The 16,643-nt window shown below is 43.4% G+C and carries 8 protein-coding genes and 1 other RNA gene; 2 read left to right on the top strand and 7 right to left on the bottom strand.

From position 1 onward, the window contains the following. Window positions 1–8 precede the first annotated feature (8 nt). From V470_08010 to V470_08030, 6 genes are all read right to left on the bottom strand, one after another. Complete coding sequence (locus tag V470_08010; GenBank protein AHZ48359.1) at window positions 9–1,433, bottom strand: 6-phosphogluconate dehydrogenase; 1,425 nt, start codon at window positions 1,431–1,433, stop codon at window positions 9–11. 75 nt (window positions 1,434–1,508) lie between these two features. Continuing rightward, window positions 1,509–2,954 carry a Holliday junction resolvase gene (locus V470_08015; GenBank protein ID AHZ48360.1) on the bottom strand — a complete coding sequence of 482 codons (1,446 nt, stop codon included), beginning with the start codon at window positions 2,952–2,954 and terminating at the stop codon, window positions 1,509–1,511. A 12-nt stretch (window positions 2,955–2,966) separates the two neighbouring features. Next, window positions 2,967–4,124 (bottom strand): N-6 DNA methylase, encoded by a 1,158-nt coding sequence (locus V470_08020; protein AHZ48361.1) that lies wholly within the window; start codon window positions 4,122–4,124, stop codon window positions 2,967–2,969. Between the two features lie 72 nt (window positions 4,125–4,196). Continuing rightward, an RNA gene (locus V470_11105) (bacterial RNase P) lies at window positions 4,197–4,593 on the bottom strand. A 16-nt stretch (window positions 4,594–4,609) separates the two neighbouring features. Next, the gene (locus tag V470_08025; GenBank protein AHZ48362.1) at window positions 4,610–4,939 is read right to left on the bottom strand and encodes a cell division protein GpsB; all 330 of its coding nucleotides are present in this window, start codon (window positions 4,937–4,939) and stop codon (window positions 4,610–4,612) included. Between the two features lie 69 nt (window positions 4,940–5,008). Beyond that, on the bottom strand, window positions 5,009–5,536 hold the full coding sequence (locus V470_08030; GenBank protein ID AHZ48363.1) for a hypothetical protein: 528 nt from the start codon (window positions 5,534–5,536) through the stop codon (window positions 5,009–5,011). Window positions 5,537–5,602: 66 nt separating this feature from the next. On the opposite strand from V470_08030, the gene V470_08035 reads away from it, so the two are divergent. Further along, the gene (locus V470_08035) at window positions 5,603–6,199 is read left to right on the top strand and encodes a Holliday junction endonuclease (protein ID AHZ48364.1); all 597 of its coding nucleotides are present in this window, start codon (window positions 5,603–5,605) and stop codon (window positions 6,197–6,199) included. Continuing rightward, window positions 6,196–8,364, top strand: coding sequence for a penicillin-binding protein (locus V470_08040; protein AHZ48365.1), 2,169 nt, complete (start codon window positions 6,196–6,198; stop codon window positions 8,362–8,364). Before V470_08035 ends, V470_08040 begins: the two co-directional genes overlap by 4 nt. 167 nt (window positions 8,365–8,531) lie before the next feature. Here the strand turns inward: V470_08040 and V470_10735 are convergent, their stop codons facing one another. Next, the gene (locus V470_10735; GenBank protein ID AJZ74457.1) at window positions 8,532–16,619 is read right to left on the bottom strand and encodes a hyaluronoglucosaminidase; all 8,088 of its coding nucleotides are present in this window, start codon (window positions 16,617–16,619) and stop codon (window positions 8,532–8,534) included. Window positions 16,620–16,643 lie beyond the last annotated feature (24 nt).

The following is a 16,643-nucleotide window of genomic DNA, read 5'->3' on the forward strand; positions in this document are numbered from 1 at the left end:
AGACCTACTTATTTTTCGTCATACCAAGAGTAGTGGAATGTTCCTTCTTTGTCTTTACGTTGGTAAGTGTGGGCACCAAAGTAGTCACGTTGCGCTTGGATCAAGTTAGCAGGAAGGTCAGCTGAACGGTAGCTATCAAAGTAAGTAATAGCTGCTGAGAAGGTTGGCACTGGTACACCAGCTTGAACAGCAAGAGCTACGATATCACGCACTGCTTGTTGGTACTTAGCAGTAACATCCAAGAAGTACTCATCCAAGAGAAGGTTTGCAAGATCAGCATCGCGGTTGTAAGCATCTGTGATCTTTTGCAAGAAACGAGAACGGATGATACAGCCATCACGCCAGATAGATGCGATGTCCGCAAATGGCAAGTTCCAGTTATTTTCTTTAGAAGCTACACGCAATTGTGCGAAACCTTGTGCGTAAGAGATAATTTTTGAGAAGTAAAGGGCTTGACGGATTTTTTCGATCAACTCAGCCTTGTCACCTTCAAATTTGAAGGCAGCTGGTTTTGGAAGGACCTTGCTAGCATGTACACGCTCTTCTTTGTATGTAGAGATGTAACGTGCAAATACTGACTCAGTGATAAGTGACAACGGCACACCAAGGTCAAGAGATGATTGGCTAGTCCATTTACCAGTTCCCTTGTTTCCTGCAGCATCCAGGATGTAGTCTACGATTGGTCCATCTTGACCTTCATCATCTTTACGGCTCAAGATATCAGCTGTGATTTCGATCAAGTAGCTGTCCAATTCACCCTTGTTCCACTCAGTAAAGATTTCAGCCATGTCTTCTGCAGAAAGGCCAAGCAAGTGTTGCATGAGGTCATAGCTTTCTGCGATCAATTGCATGTCACCATACTCGATACCGTTGTGGACCATTTTCACATAGTGACCAGCTCCATCAGGACCGATGTAAGTCACACATGGTTTGCCATCTTCTGGTGCTTTAGCTGAGATTTCTTCAAGAACATCAGCAACCAATTCGTAGGCTTCTTTTTGTCCACCTGGCATGATAGAAGGACCTTCAAGGGCACCTTTTTCACCACCAGAAACCCCTGTACCGATAAAGTTGATGCCTGAGTTTGCCAATTCTTCATTGCGACGGATGGTATCTTTGTAGAAAGTGTTTCCTCCGTCAATCAAAATATCTCCCTTGTCAAGGTGGGGAAGAAGAGCTTGGATAGTTGCATCTGTACCAGGTCCAGCTTGAACCATCAACATGATACGACGAGGTTTTTCGATTGAGTTTACAAAGCTTTCCACGTCATAGCTTGGCACAAAATTCTTTTCGGGATGGCAAGCGATTACGTCTTCTGTTTTTTCTTTACTACGGTTGTAAATGGCAACTGTATAACCACGAGATTCGATATTTAGGGCAAGGTTACGACCCATTACGGCCATACCAACGACACCAAAGTTAGCTTTTGTCATGTGACACTCCTCTTGTTTAATATGTTTTATTTTATCATTTTTACCTATGAAAGGAAAGAATTTTGTAACGGTTGCTTAGTAGTCCAAGTCATCAGCATGACCAGAACCATTCCCTACAAAGTAACCCGTCTTACAGTTGAGGGTGAAGAGATAGGTTCCATCTGGTTTATAGAGGTTGTAATAACCATTTCCGTTTACAATATTGACACGTTCTAGGATGTATTGATTTCCAGTGATATAGCCACGAGCACGTGATGTTGCTAGAACTTGTTCCAATACACCATCCGCAAACGTCCAAGCAGGGTTGTTGCTATCGTCTACAGCTGATTGGTTGTAGGGTACACGACTAGCACTTCTTTGAAGATTAACCCCATCGCCAGACAAACCACCATTTGTGTCTCTAGCTGGTGCCGTAGTGCTAGTTGAAGGTGTAGTGCTGCTCGCATTGCTTTCTGTAGCTGAACTTGAGCTTGCTTGACTCGTGCTAGAGCTCGAACTTGAGCTGGAAGCACTGGTTTGTTGACTCTTACCAAGACTAATGGCCTTATCCAAGAGTTTGTCTAGTTCTGTGTTCCCTGTCTTGATTTCTGTAAATTTAGCGTCTGCCTTGGCTTTCGCATTGGTATCCAAGACACCATCAGTGATTGCTGGGCTTTCAAAGAGGGCATTAACATCTTGAATGGCCTTGATTTGAGTTGCTAGGCTATCATATCTTGACTTAGCTAGTGTATAATCACGGCTACCTTCTAACTTATCTAGCAAGGTTTTCAGTTGGCTCAATTTATCAAACTGGCTGTTTTTCAGAGCTGTCTTATTAGCATCTGTATAGAAAGTATCATAGAGATCATTGAAGTCTTTCAAAGCTGTTTGTGTCCCTTGATCATCCGAAGAGGCTGCTTGAGAAGACTGGATTTCTTGGTTTGAACGAGACACTTGACGGTAGACATAATATGTTCCAGCAAGCACAAGGATTGCAGCTACTACCGAAGCAATGATGATGACACCTTTCTTCTTAGAGCCTGTTTCAGGTTCTGTTTGAGCCGAACGTGATAGAGGTGTATAGGTCTCCTCTTCTTGTTCCTCATTTATTTCCTTGGGCTCTGTTTCTGTTAAAACGAGAGGCTCTATTTCAGCATTTTCTTCATCTTGAAGTGGGGGAACAAACTGAGTAGTCTCATCATTTTCTATCTCTTCAATAGATTCCTCAGCAACCATGTCTGAATTGTCTACCTGATCAGAAGGTTCACTTGATTCACGAACTTCTTGGATCATTTCCTCTAGGTTTTGAGTAGAAGCTAGCTCTTCTTTTTTAAACTGACGAGTTTCAAACTTGTCGGCTTCGATTTCTTCACGGTGCTGTTTGATGTATTTGTCTAAGATACTGTCCTCAGGCAATACTCCTGCTTCGACCTCTTCATTCTTACGAATGACTTGACCAACAGTCAAGTCTTTTGCTTCATCAAAGTCGAATTGTGGTTCTTGATGTCCTTTTTTATGACGATCACGTCTTTTCTTACTCATGAGTTCACCTTTCTATTTTACCTCTTGGCGTTTGACACGCTGACCAAAGTATTGATACAAATCCACTTTTAAGGTCCCGTTATAGAGTTTTCGTTTTTTGTCAGCTGGACTTCCGTACTTGCTTTCAAAAGCTTCGTCACTCGTCAGGATAAACTTACTCCACGTTTTCAGTGGTGCAAAGACTTGTCCCATCTCAGCATAGAGCTTGGTAACTCCTGCATCATCAGACAAACGTTCCCCATATGGTGGATTGGAAATGATAACGCCATTAATCTTGTCAGTGCGCAAGTCCTGTACCCGCATTTGCTTAAAGGTGATATCACCTGCGACACCTGCTGCTTGAGCATTTGCCTTGGCAATTTCCACCATGCGAGCATCTATATCACAGCCCATAATGTCCAGTTCCAGTTCACGATCAATTTTCTTAGCCGCCTCTGTGCGAACTTCCTGGATTAACCGATCGCTGACCCAGTTCCATTCCTCAAATGCAAAGGAACGTCGAAGTCCTGGCGCCATCTTTCTGGCAATCATAGCCGCCTCGATACAGAAAGTTCCTGACCCACAGGTCGGATCAATCAAGGGCTTGTCCGGATACCAGTTAGATAGTTGCAAAATGGCTGCGGCCATATTTTCCTTGATAGGCGCTCCACCCTTTTCCGTACGATAACCACGTTTAAAAAGGCTAGAACCTGTCGTGTCAATCATGACAGTTGCCACATCTTTCAGGATAGATACCTCAATCTTAAACTCGGGACCAGTTTCCATCAAGGGAACTCCTTCTGGACGGGCATAGTGTTTTTGTAATTTCTTCACAACAGCCTTCTTAGAAATAGCCTGAACACTGGGCTCGTTGTGGAGTTTAGACTTGACACATTTTGCCTTTGATATCGGGAAACGTGCTCCTAGCGGGAGATAGTTTTCCCAATCTAGAGCAAAAACACCTTGAAAAAGCTCTTCAAAAGTCTTAGCTGGAAAACTTCCGACTACAATCTTGATGCGATCCGCTGCACGAAGCCAAAGATTGGTCTCAATGATTGCCTTCACATCTCCTTGGAAGCGGACACGCCCATTTTCAACCTGGCAATCATAACCAAGGTCTCGCACCTCACGTCCAACGACAGACTCAAGACCCGCCGCAGCAGTTGCGATTAAATTAAATTGTTCTTTCATTTCTAGTCTTGCAAGACCTTTCTCTTGTTCACTTTAAAAAATGAGGTTGAGAAAGATTTCTCAGCCCCAACCTATATGCAATTTTCTATAAGCCATGTTTTGTTCCAGAAGTGACTAGGACCACTTCCTTCGATAATCATCTGTCTACCGCTAACAGCATAAATCTGCTAGCAGTCAGAGTACTACGTTCGTTTCCGTGCACTCCATGCCCCGACCAAAATTTGGGTTGCTAGCTTGAGGGGTTTACCGCGTTCCACTCTCTCTGTTTCCAGAAAGACTCCGTCACTGTGGCACTTTCAAGCCTATTTTGACCTATCCGAAGACTTAGCCATTTCGACTGCCGTAACGATTTCTCGTCCCTAGGCTTATGGATTCGCCTAGCACAAACACTACAGGCATCACAGCCTGTGCTAGCATGGACTTTCCTCATGAAAAGAGAACCTCTTCACGCGATTATCCAAAAATTGCACTCATTCCTTAGTCAATTATAAATCTTGGTTGTCTAAGATTTGCTTACCAAATACTTCTTTTTCGAGACGATTTAAGCGTTTCAAAATATCAAAGTTTGTCATTGAAGTAGAAGCTGTTACTTCAATAGAGTCTGGTTGAGTTGGCGCTACCTGTGGTTTATGAGATAATTCTTCTTTCAAATCAGCAATCTCTTGACGAAGGGATTTGACCAAAGCTGCGTAGGTTTCATAATCCTTAATCACATCGTCTAGGAATTCGTCTACCTCTGCTTTGCTGTATCCACGTACTTCACGTCCAAATTCTTGTTCAAAAATATCTTTCGCTGAAAATATAATACTTGCCATGTCTCTCTCCATTCTGGGTTACTAGTATTATTATATAAAAAAAGACAAGTAAAAATCAAGGTCAAAGGCTTACTTTTCAGAAAAATTTTCTACTATTTCATTCAAGTCCTCAAATGTTAATCTTCTTGTAACATAGTCCGCTTGATTTTTCATCATTTGGTAAAAATATCGTAACTTGGTTTCGTTTTCTTCGTCGTAAAAAAGGTAGCAAGTATCTGTATTTTCCAGCAGAAATTTTTGATAATCGCGTAATTGTCCCTTGTGCTCATATTGTGGATAGGCATATTTGACAAAATCAACCTGCTTGAACTCACTCAATTTCGCTTGATTTGCTTCATTCCAGTTACTGCCATGGGTTTCAAAATCAAAAATGGTCGCCAGTTGAAATCCATAGTCTGCTTTCATGTCTTTTGCCACCTGAAGCGCCCAGTACTCAAAGCCCAAAGTCCCTGTAAAGACAAGCCAAGTCACCCCATCCTCTGCTAGACGTTCCAAGTCTCTCCGAATAGCTGTTTTGATAATATCAACGCGAATATCCTTGTCATTAAAGAGACCAAGGTCGAAGGCTGAATAGCCTAAAATCAAGGCTGATGTCATTTTTAACCCTTTCTTTGTAAATTTATGATATAATAGAGTGATGTTATTGTACCAATAAGGAGAATTATGGTCAACTATCCACATAAAATTTCATCTCAAAAGAGACAAGCACCCCTGTCACAAACTAAAAATTTCGCAAATCGGGGAATGTCTTTTGAAAAGATGATCAATGCTACGAACGACTACTATTTGTCGCATGGGTTAGCTGTTATTCACAAGAAGCCGACTCCCATCCAAATCGTACGTGTCGACTATCCCCAACGAAGTCGTGCCAAGATCGTTGAAGCCTACTTTAGACAAGCCTCAACTACTGACTATTCAGGGGTTTATGATGGATACTACATCGACTTTGAAGCAAAGGAAACCAGGCAAAAACATGCGATACCGATGAAGAATTTTCATCTCCATCAGATCCAGCATATGGAACAAGTCCTTGCCCAGCAAGGAATCTGCTTTGTACTCCTTCACTTTTCTTCTCAGCAAGAAACCTACTTATTACCGGCTATTGACCTCATCCGTTTCTATCATCAAGATAAGGGACAGAAGTCAATGCCACTTGGATATATTCGAGAAAATGGATATAGGATTGAGCCTGGGGCCTTTCCTCAAATTCCCTACCTCGACATTATCAAAGAACATTTACTAGGTGGTAAAACAAGATGAACAAACAAACTTTTCTGCGAATAGCTAAGTATGTCAGTATCAGTCTCTTAACTGTATTTATCGCAGCTGTAATGCTTGGTGGAGGTCTCTTCCTCTACTATGTTAGCAAGGCTCCCGAACTTTCTGAAAGTAAACTAGTCGCTACAACGTCAAGTAAGATCTATGATAGCAATGACGAGCTTATCGCTGATCTTGGTTCGGAACGTCGGGTCAATGCCCAAGCAAACGAAATACCGACCGATTTGGTCAACGCTATTGTTTCGATTGAGGACCATCGCTTCTTTAATCACCGAGGAATTGACACGATCCGTATCCTAGGTGCTACCCTCCGAAACCTTCGTGGTGGTGGAGGTCTGCAAGGAGCTTCAACCTTGACGCAGCAGTTGATTAAGTTAACTTATTTTTCTACGTCAACTTCTGATCAAACCCTTTCTCGTAAGGCTCAGGAAGCTTGGTTAGCCGTTCAGCTAGAACAAAAAGCGACTAAACAAGAGATCTTGACCTACTACATCAACAAGGTTTACATGTCAAACGGTAACTACGGAATGCAGACAGCTGCCCAAAGTTACTATGGCAAGGATCTCAAAGATTTAAGTATTCCTCAATTGGCTCTCCTTGCTGGTATGCCTCAGGCTCCAAACCAGTATGATCCATACTCGCATCCAGAAGCTGCTCAAGAACGTCGTAATCTCGTCCTCTCTGAGATGAAGGGACAAGGTTACATTTCAGCTGAGCAATATGAAAAAGCGATTAATACTCCGATTACAGATGGACTTCAAAGTCTAAAATCGGCTAATAGTTATCCTCCATACATGGACAACTATCTCAAAGAGGTAATCGATCAAGTCGAACAAGAAACAGGCTACAATCTCTTAACGACTGGTATGGACGTCTATACCAACGTTGATCCTAAAGTTCAACAACATCTCTGGGATATCTACAATACCGACGAGTATGTCAACTATCCAGATGATGAAATGCAAGTAGCTTCAACGATTGTGGATGTGACAAACGGGAAAGTCATTGCTCAGTTAGGTTCTCGTCACCAATCAAGCAATGTTTCCTTCGGAATCAACCAAGCTGTTGAAACCAACCGTGACTGGGGTTCTACCATGAAGCCGATCACAGACTATGCTCCTGCCTTGGAGTATGACATCTACGACTCAACTGCTTCGATTGTACATGATGTTCCATACAACTATCCTGGAACAGATACCCCTGTTTACAACTGGGATAGAAGTTATTTTGGAAACATCACCATCCAATATGCGCTCCAACAATCACGTAACGTTACAGCCGTAGAAACCTTGAACAAAGTCGGTTTGGATAGAGCCAAGACCTTCCTAAATGGAATCGGTATTGACTATCCAGATATGCACTATGCCAACGCGATTTCAAGTAATACGACTGAGTCAAACAAAAAGTACGGAGCAAGTAGTGAGAAAATGGCTGCTGCTTACGCTGCTTTTGCTAACGGTGGTATCTACCATAAACCAATGTATATCAACAAAATCGTCTTTAGCGATGGTAGCTCAAAAGAATACGCTGATCCTGGTACTCGTGCCATGAAAGAGACGACCGCCTATATGATGACAGAAATGATGAAGACTGTCTTGGCATACGGAACGGGTCGTGGTGCTTATCTCCCTTGGCTACCTCAAGCTGGTAAGACTGGTACATCAAACTATACAGATGATGAAATTGAAAACTACATCAAAAATACTGGTTATGTAGCTCCAGACGAAATGTTTGTTGGTTATACTCGCAAATATTCAATGGCTGTGTGGACAGGTTACTCAAACCGCCTTACTCCTATCGTTGGTGATGGCTTCTATGTTGCAGCTAAGGTTTACCGTTCAATGATGACTTATCTGTCTGAGGATAACAACCCTGGCGACTGGACTATGCCAGAAGGTCTCTATCGAAGTGGTGAGTTCGTCTTTAAAAACGGTGCTCGTTCTGCATGGACTGCTCCTGCTCCGCAACAGGCTCCAACACCTGAAAGTTCGAGCTCGACATCAGAAAGTTCAACTTCACAGTCAAGCTCATCTACTCCAAGCACGAATAATAGTGCAAACAATAATACCAATAGCCAGCAACCAAATACAACGCCTGGTCAACAAAACCAGAACCAAAATCAGAATCCTCAACCAGCACAACCATAACATTTATCACCCAGAAAAATCTGGGTGATTTTTTCATAGCACTATTGCATCTATCTGCTTAACAAAAGCCTGAGAAGACATCTTCTCAGGCTTTTTCTGTACTATAAACCTCATTGGGAAAGATAGGAAACGGATTTCGTAATCTTGTTAAGAGGTTTTACTAAATACTAGTCTTTCTTTGTTTTTGCTACAAAGAGAGCAGATAGGGCTAGGCTAACACCTGCTAGGAAGAGGGCTGTGTCAGATTGACTCTCACCTGTTGCTGGCAAGCTTTGTTCAGCTGTTTCTCGCTTCGTCATTTCTTGTTTTAGTTCCGGTGCCGGTGCCTTACCTTCATCTGAAGCAAGTGAGCTAAGTTTAAACTCAGGTTTCTCTACTGTCGGAGCGGCTTGGTCTCCTATGACACCGCCCTTGAACTCAGGTTTCTCTACTGTCGGAGCAGCTTGGTCTCCTACTGTCGCTACTGGGCCTGTGTACTCTGGAAGTTCATGTACTAGGGCTTCAACTGCATTGACACCACCTGTGAATTCAGGAACCTCAAGAACGGGTGCTGGTTCTTCTCCCTTGCTTGATTGGAGCGGTTCTTCTGTTAATTCTTGATGGAAGCTTGCCAATTCATAAAATTCTGCCTTGCCACCTTCCCAGACTAATTTGACATCTAGAAGAGAGCCACCATTTCGGATAGCGAAGGTTTGGAGACTAGATGTAATGGCACCGAGGTCTGTCCAGCTGTCTTGACCATCCTTGAGTGTTCTAGCAAGAACACGTGCTTGCGCTCCTTCAGGGAGACTAGAAACAAGACGAAGGTGGTTAGCTTTGGTTGGTTCAGACAAGTGATACACCAATTCGCCCTTGTCTTTTTCAGACTTGTAGCTGGTCAAGACTTTGCCGTCTACAAGATTATTATAAAGGTTACCTTGGCTTTCTCCACTACTTCCTTCTACTGTTGGATCATTGATTGGTTTGACAAACTCACCATCGTTGATGACCAATTCTGTAAAGCCTACAAAACGGGCATCATAGTCTGCTGTATAGAGGACACGGAGATAGTTAGCTTTAACTGGTGTCGTCAATTCACCCTCGATATAGCGATTTCCTGGCATCTTAGAATCATGTGTCCAACCATCTGTCAATGAATCATCGTGTGTGCTATTGGCCACACCATCTCCTACTGTCACGACATCAGTCCAAGTTTTACCGTCTTGGCTGACTTGGATCTTACCATCACGAAGGTAGTTTTGAGTTCCGTCTTGGATGTAGGCTCTGATCTTCTTGATGGTACGTTCGCTACCAAGCTTCAAGGTTACGTGACCATCTTTATGGGCGTAGTCTGAAAACTCAACGAAGTTGTTGTAAACACCGTCAAATAGTTGATCTAGGTTGTTCAGCTTACGAACATCATTGCTTCCGTATGTTGGATGAATGCCCATAGTTGTAGATTCTAGTTTGGTTGGTTGCACTTCTTTGGTTGTCACAAGGAGAGAAGTGGCTGTCACAGCTTGTTCCTGATCTGTTTTATTGACCAGACGCACATAACGTACTAAGTGGCTTGCTACAGATCTATCAGTCAACTGGCTAGCTGGCATCCATTCTTGAGCATTTGCAGAGTACTCAAGGCTAAGAGCTGGGTTGGCTTGGCCTTGGAGCTGGATGCTCTTGACCTGATGGATACGGTCAAGTTTCATACCTAGATAGCTATTTGCAGGAAGTTTAGTTCCTGCTGGAATTTGAAGTTCATAATGTCCCAAGCTATCCACTACCGGCGTTTCCTTCAAAGCATCAACGTTGGTGTCCGTTAACTCACTGTTTCCAGAACGTGTCTCAACAGAGAAGTCTTGGATACGCCACCAGAGGTCGAGCGCTTTAGTATTGCGTACTCGGATATAACGAGCATTGATTGCTCTAGTCACTTCCTTGGTTTGCTCACCTGCCAAGCGATCAAGTTCCTGCCAAGTAGTACCGTCTGTAGAATACTCAAGTACACCTGCGGCAAGTTTATCACCTGTTCCTTGGCGAAGTCGTACTTTAGTGACTGACTTGACTTCACCGAGGTCAAGTTGTGCCCAAGCATCTACTGGAGTGGTATTGCTACCGTCAGCGTTTGCCATCATGGCTTCTGTATTGTCCTTGCCATCAGTGATTTGACGAGCTGAGGTATTTAGTTTGTAAACTAAGTTTGAGCTTAGACTAACTGTCGTTGCTTGTTGGCTACGAGCTTTTTCAACTGGACGGTTGACTGCAATTTCCTGAACTGCAAACCAAGTGTTCTCGCGGTCTGCTGTCGCAATCATGCGAACTGCTTTGGCCTTGATGTTGAGATTCTCAAACTTAAGCAGGGATTCATTTCCGACATAGCTTGGCTCTTTCAAGGTTACCCAGTTGTCATTTTCATCTAGATACTGCACTTCTGCCTTACTAAAGGTATCACGTGGATTTGCCTGCGTTCCCATAGCAAAGGTCAAGGTTTGAATCGCTACTGGCTTGTTAAACTTCATACCAATATAATCACCTGTCTTGATGCTATTTGGTGATTTAATAATCGCATGGGTTGCCAAATCGCCATCCGTTACTTCTGCCAAACCACCTTCTACACCTGTTCGATTGGTGATAAAGGTGCTGATGATTTGGTCTGGATGCAAGACTTTTTGAACTTCAGACGCTAGAACTTCTTTCAAGGATAGGATAAATGGACGAATATGTTGAACACCCAATTCAGCCTTTTCCATATGGTCTACATAATGGAAGGTGTGAGTTTGAGACTGTTCGTACAATTTCAAACCTTTATAGTAGCTATCCCAAAGTTTGGCTGCATCGTTTGTAGCCATGGCTTCAGTTCCTGTAAGGAAGGCATCGAGAGCATTCATTTGGTCAATTGCATTATCCAACCAATAGTGGATTTGGGCAACCATTTTTTTATCGCCTGATGCTTTATAGAGTTCGGCTGCTTCTTTAATCTTGGCAAATTCTGCACGCAAGGCTGCACGTTCTGCAGTCACATCCTGACCTGCTTTGAGCTTGGTCATGAAGTCTGTTAATTTTGGAGCCAAATCTACAGATTCTTCCAGTTTGACGACACGATTATCCATGTTTTGGTTGATCATGTGCTTACCAAGTTCGCGGAAGGCTGCTGATACCTTGCTATCTTCAAAATGACCATTTTCTACAAAGTTGAAAGCAATGTCATTGATTTTCTTAGCTTCTTCTTCTGATTTCCACTGTTTCCATGAGTATTGAGCTCCTGAAAAGAGGGCAATCTTAGATGGCTCAGACTGTTGCATTGGGTTCAACATGATACCAGATAGCAAGCTTGGATCCACATTTGGATGAAGGAATTTCTCACCACCACCTAGAATCAAGTGTTGTTTAGAGTTATCTGTTACAGGCCAGTTAATCCAAAGTGAAACTGGGCGATAGGTCTTGCCACCTGCGGATAGATTGTTCTTGAGAGTTGAAAGGAAGCTTTCAGAGACTTCACCCCAAATCTTACCACCCGTCAAGGTCATGGATGTTGAACTTGGGAGATTTTCATTGAGGGATTTCAACTCATCCTCACGTCCATTACCCCAATACTGTCCAGGAACAAAGATCATTTCTTTACGAAGACCGCTATAAGTTCCCTGCATTTCAGTCAACCACTTGGTCATATCTTGCATCAAGCGGTTGTAGCTATTGTAGCCTCCGACTGGACTTGGAGCATCATCTGCTAGGATACCAAATTCGCGGACACCCACTTTCATCAACTGGGTAAATTTGGCTTTGATGGTAGCCAGGTCTTCTTGGTAGTCCGCTTCATTGCCAAAGCGGATGCGGTTGTTCATGAATGGATGGATGGTCCAGACATAGCGTGTTTTACTTTGATTTCCGACACGAGCAAGTTCACGGATTTCAGCTAGTTTTTCTTCCGGATAGAGTTCACGCCATTTCTTGTTGTGGTATGGATCATCTTTTGGTGCAAAGAAGTATTGGTTCAATTTCAAATCGCCACCGTAACGCATGAGCTCTGCACGATCGGCATTCGACCATGGGTTTCCATAGTAACCTTCGATGAAACCACGATTCTTGAGCTCTGCGTAATCTTCTACTGTCACATTGTGAAGGACTGGTACTTGGCTTTCCTTGAGCATATGTTTCAAGGTTGTCAAACCATAGAAGACCGCATCTGTGTCTTTTCCGACGATGGAAATCGAGTTATCCTTGATGCTCAAGACATAGGCGTCAATCTTGTCAAAGAGACCTGCTGAAACATTGGACAAGTTTTGCTCTGCTTGTGAGCCTTGTCCATGCACCCCAAGATAGATATTGGTTGCGCCAGCGATTGCTGCCTTACCAGTTGTATAAGATACTTGATTATCCTGCAAGACACTCTTCAAGCGATTACGAGTATAGATATCGAGTTGATCGCCCATAACCAGATTGACTTGCTTACGAAGGGCTGTAACACCTTCGCCATAAGTCACTTTTTGTGGCGTTGGGAAGACCTTGTACTCTTTCTTGAGATAGTCTGCGCTCTTGCTGGCAGCTGCAATGCTGTCCTCGCTAGCTGGTTTACTTGCAGTGAATTGATCTGCCAATTCAACTGTTCCATCACCTGTTTGCTCTACTTTTGGTTTTTCAGGTGTAGTTGGTTTTTCTGGTTGACTTGGTGCAGGCGTTTCTTGCTCTTCTTTGACAGGTTTCAATAGATGAACTTCAGCCGCACTTGCAAAACCACCAACGCCTTCCAATACTTTCAACTCAATCTTGTTGGTATGTACCGCCGCAAAGTTGACTGTTTTTTCTTGGGCGTTGTTGTCCCAGCTTCCTTCTGAAACCTTGACCATTTGGCCATCTTTTTGTGCGTAGATTTCGTAGCGCGTCACAACACCATTTCCACCACCTGGACGTGGGAGATACGTCAAGCCATTGACTTTTTCTGCTTCTTTCAAGGTCATAGTAAGGGTGTATGGCCCAGTGTCACCAGTCCATTTAGTATGCCAGAAGGTATTTGGATCATTGTCAAAGGCCTTTTCAACAGCGCCTTCAGTATCGTTTCCTGGAAGTTGCTGACTGCTTGCGGTTGCAGTAATTTTATCATTTGAAATCAAACGAGGATTTACAAATGGTTTGTCTGACAACTCTGCACTATGCAAGATTCCTTTGAATCCACCGATGCTTTCAAGCGGTAGTACCAAGCTATTGTGGGCAAAGCGAGGGTGGGCTGGATTTGCAATACGCTCAATCTTTTCACCATCCACATAGACTTCTGTAGATTGTGGTTTGGTTACGATGGAGATTTGATAACGTTTGTTCTTTTCAAGTTTTTTATTGAATTGGATATGAAACTGTTCAAATTGATAAGCAAGGTAGCCGTCTTTATCAGCTAGATAGATACGGTTGTCCCCACTTGTTGAGAAGGTTTGTTCCCCGTCTCCAGTGACAGTTACATCAAACTTCAAGACGTGACTTGGACCAACATCATCAGCCAAGCCTTCGATACTGCTATCTTTCTCAAAGGCCAATCCCTGTTCGCTTGCCTTCACCTTCTTGCTTGCATAGTTCTTCACTGTTTCAGGATTGATGGTAAACAAATCACTTTGATCAATCTCTTTTTCAGGATTTGACTGGGGTGCATAAGGGCTCGTTGGTAGGGTGCGTTCTGCAAAGGTCGCAGCTGCACGGTCAGATCCCCAGGTGCGTTCTGCAGTGGTTTGCATGCTCTTGAAGAAGCGTTTAAAGATATCATAAGAGGTCAAACCGGTCTCATGAAGGTCGATATTATCATTCCAAACTGCGTGACCACCACCAAGGATACTTGGATGAGAAGCTGGTAGAAGTGGACCTCCACCTGTTCTAAAATCATTCGGTGTCCAGCTATTGTACTGACGTTCGTAGTTAGCATAGTCCCCGTAAGCTGCTTGACTATTGCTTCCACTTGGCACACTATAGGTCGGTACATCTGTGATGTTGATAATCTTAGCTCCCTGAGCAATGGCTTCATTTGGTCGTTGCCAATGGATGCTCCAGATATCAACTTCTACTCCGTTCCAATCAACAGGAGTGCTCCCACGTTTCGCACTGAGTGAGCCCCAGATACGAGGTGTATAGCCTTTAGACTTGATATATTTCGTCAAGTCATTGACATAGCGGCGATAGCTTTCGCGACTGCCATAGTATTCATCCGTTCCGATATGAACAGTGGATACACCATGCAAAGGAGCATCTGGTCCATCTAGGAGTTTGTCATAGACGGATTTGACAAATTTAAGAGTTTCTTCATACTTAGTATCCAAGTCTAGCATGGCAACTCGTTCGACATTGTGCTTGCCTGCATAATCACTCAGACTACCTTGATACATGAGGTCTGGACGAACTTTGACAAAGGACAGTGCATGACCTGGTGTGTCAATTTCTGGTACTAGGTTGATATGAAGAGCCTTTGCCAATTTAATCAGATTTTGCATTTCTTCCTTGGTATAATGCTCATCTGATGTTAATTTTTGACCATTCTCACCGACAATATCTGTCTCTACACGGAAACCAGTCTTGGCATGTTCAAGTACATACTTAAGTTGTTCTTCTGGAGATAGATTCTTACCTGCCAAGTGTTCCTTGAGGAAGATATAGTTATCATTAAGGTGCAACTGCAAGTCGTTCATCTTGTAGTAGGCCATGTTGAGCATGATGTCTACGAGGGTGTCATAAGGGATAAATTTACGACCTGTATCCAACATAAAGCCACGGTGGCTGAAACTTGGGAAATCTCGAATTTCGCCATTTTGTAGGTCTGTTTCTCCCATTTGAAGAAGAGTACGAGTTGCGTAAAAGGCTCCTGTGTTTGTGGCAGCTTCGATGGTAATCACATCATTTTGGATAGTGATACCGTACCCTTCTTTACCATAACCCTTGTTTTCAACCTTTTTAAATTCGATTCGTTTTTGAGCCTGTTTGTCACTTGTTGCAAGTTCCAATCCACGGCTTGCAAGGTCTGACTGGTAGAAGCTTGCTGCCTGATCAAAGCCCGAATCTCCTGTCGCAAGAACTGTATCTGAAGTGATAGAAGATTGACCTTCTTTTCCATACCATTGTTGAACAGCTGGTGCTACTTTTGGTTTTACACCCACACCCTCGTCCTGATGTAGCCCCTTGATGACTACTTCAAATTCCTTAGTGAAAGTATGACTGTCTCTGATTTGTTGCACCATGACCTTGACGCGTTGGTCTGTCAAAGGCTTATAGATGTGATTTTGAAGGTCAATCACACCTTGCTTGTTGCTTCCGATAAGGCTAACTTTCCCTGGTAAAGTTGGTAAGACAAGAGACTGTCCGTCTTCTGCTACTGTTAGTTCGGTTACTTGGCGGATATCCGTCACCTTACTATGGTCCGGAATGTTAGAATAAGCACGAATTTCTTGGATACCAACGTTTCTCCAACCCATTGTGCCCGCTTGGTAATCATTGACCTCAAGTTTGAGGTACTTAGCTTTGATACTTTCAGCTAGGTCTACTTTCTCATCTAAAACAGGATCTCCAGTTTTGGTATGAGCAAGTTTCCATTGTTTTTCTCCATTAGCGCCCACGTCTTCTTGACCTGCATAGTAGAGACTCCAAGATTTGATATTGGGGTCATTTTGCCCATTACGAAGACGACGATCCCAGTCAATTTCTACATGTTTGATTAAGGTTGTCTTAGGAAGGGTCAATTCAAAAGTTGGTTTTGGTGCGTCTTTGTCTGTAGCCCAACGAGTATTGTCATCTCCGTCGATAGCCTTATCTGCAGTAAAGTTGGTACCAGTCTCATGGTTGCTCGCCTGAGCAGTAGCACCTTCGAGATGATTGACATCTTCTCTATCTTCGATTTGCTTTTCAGCTGGTTTTGGTGCGGGCGTAGCTGTTTCAGCTGGTTTATTGTCTGCCTTTGGTGTTTCAACCGGTTTCGGCGTTTCTGCTGGCTTGGGACTTGCAGGACTTGTATCTGGTTTTGCATCTTCACTTGCTGCAGGATTGGTTCCTCCGTCAGTCGCTGGAGTTTCTTCATGACTTGCTTCTGTTGCAGCTTCTGCATCCGCCTTTTTAAGCGCATCGGCTAAATCATCGGGTAACTTATCCAGTGCTTGAACATGGGTGATGCTTCCCTCTGTTTCTGAAGGCGCTGCTGTTTCTGCTGCCTGAACCATATTGGCTCCAAAGATACTAGCACCAATCATAACGGAGGCTGCACCTATTGCAAATTTTCTTATACTATAGTGACAGCGTTTCTCAAAAAAATGTCTATCCATCTTTCTCCTATTCCTTTCATCCGC

This window comes from Streptococcus sp. VT 162 (assembly GCA_000688775.2).
In the GTDB taxonomy this organism is placed as follows: Bacteria; Bacillota; Bacilli; order Lactobacillales; family Streptococcaceae; genus Streptococcus.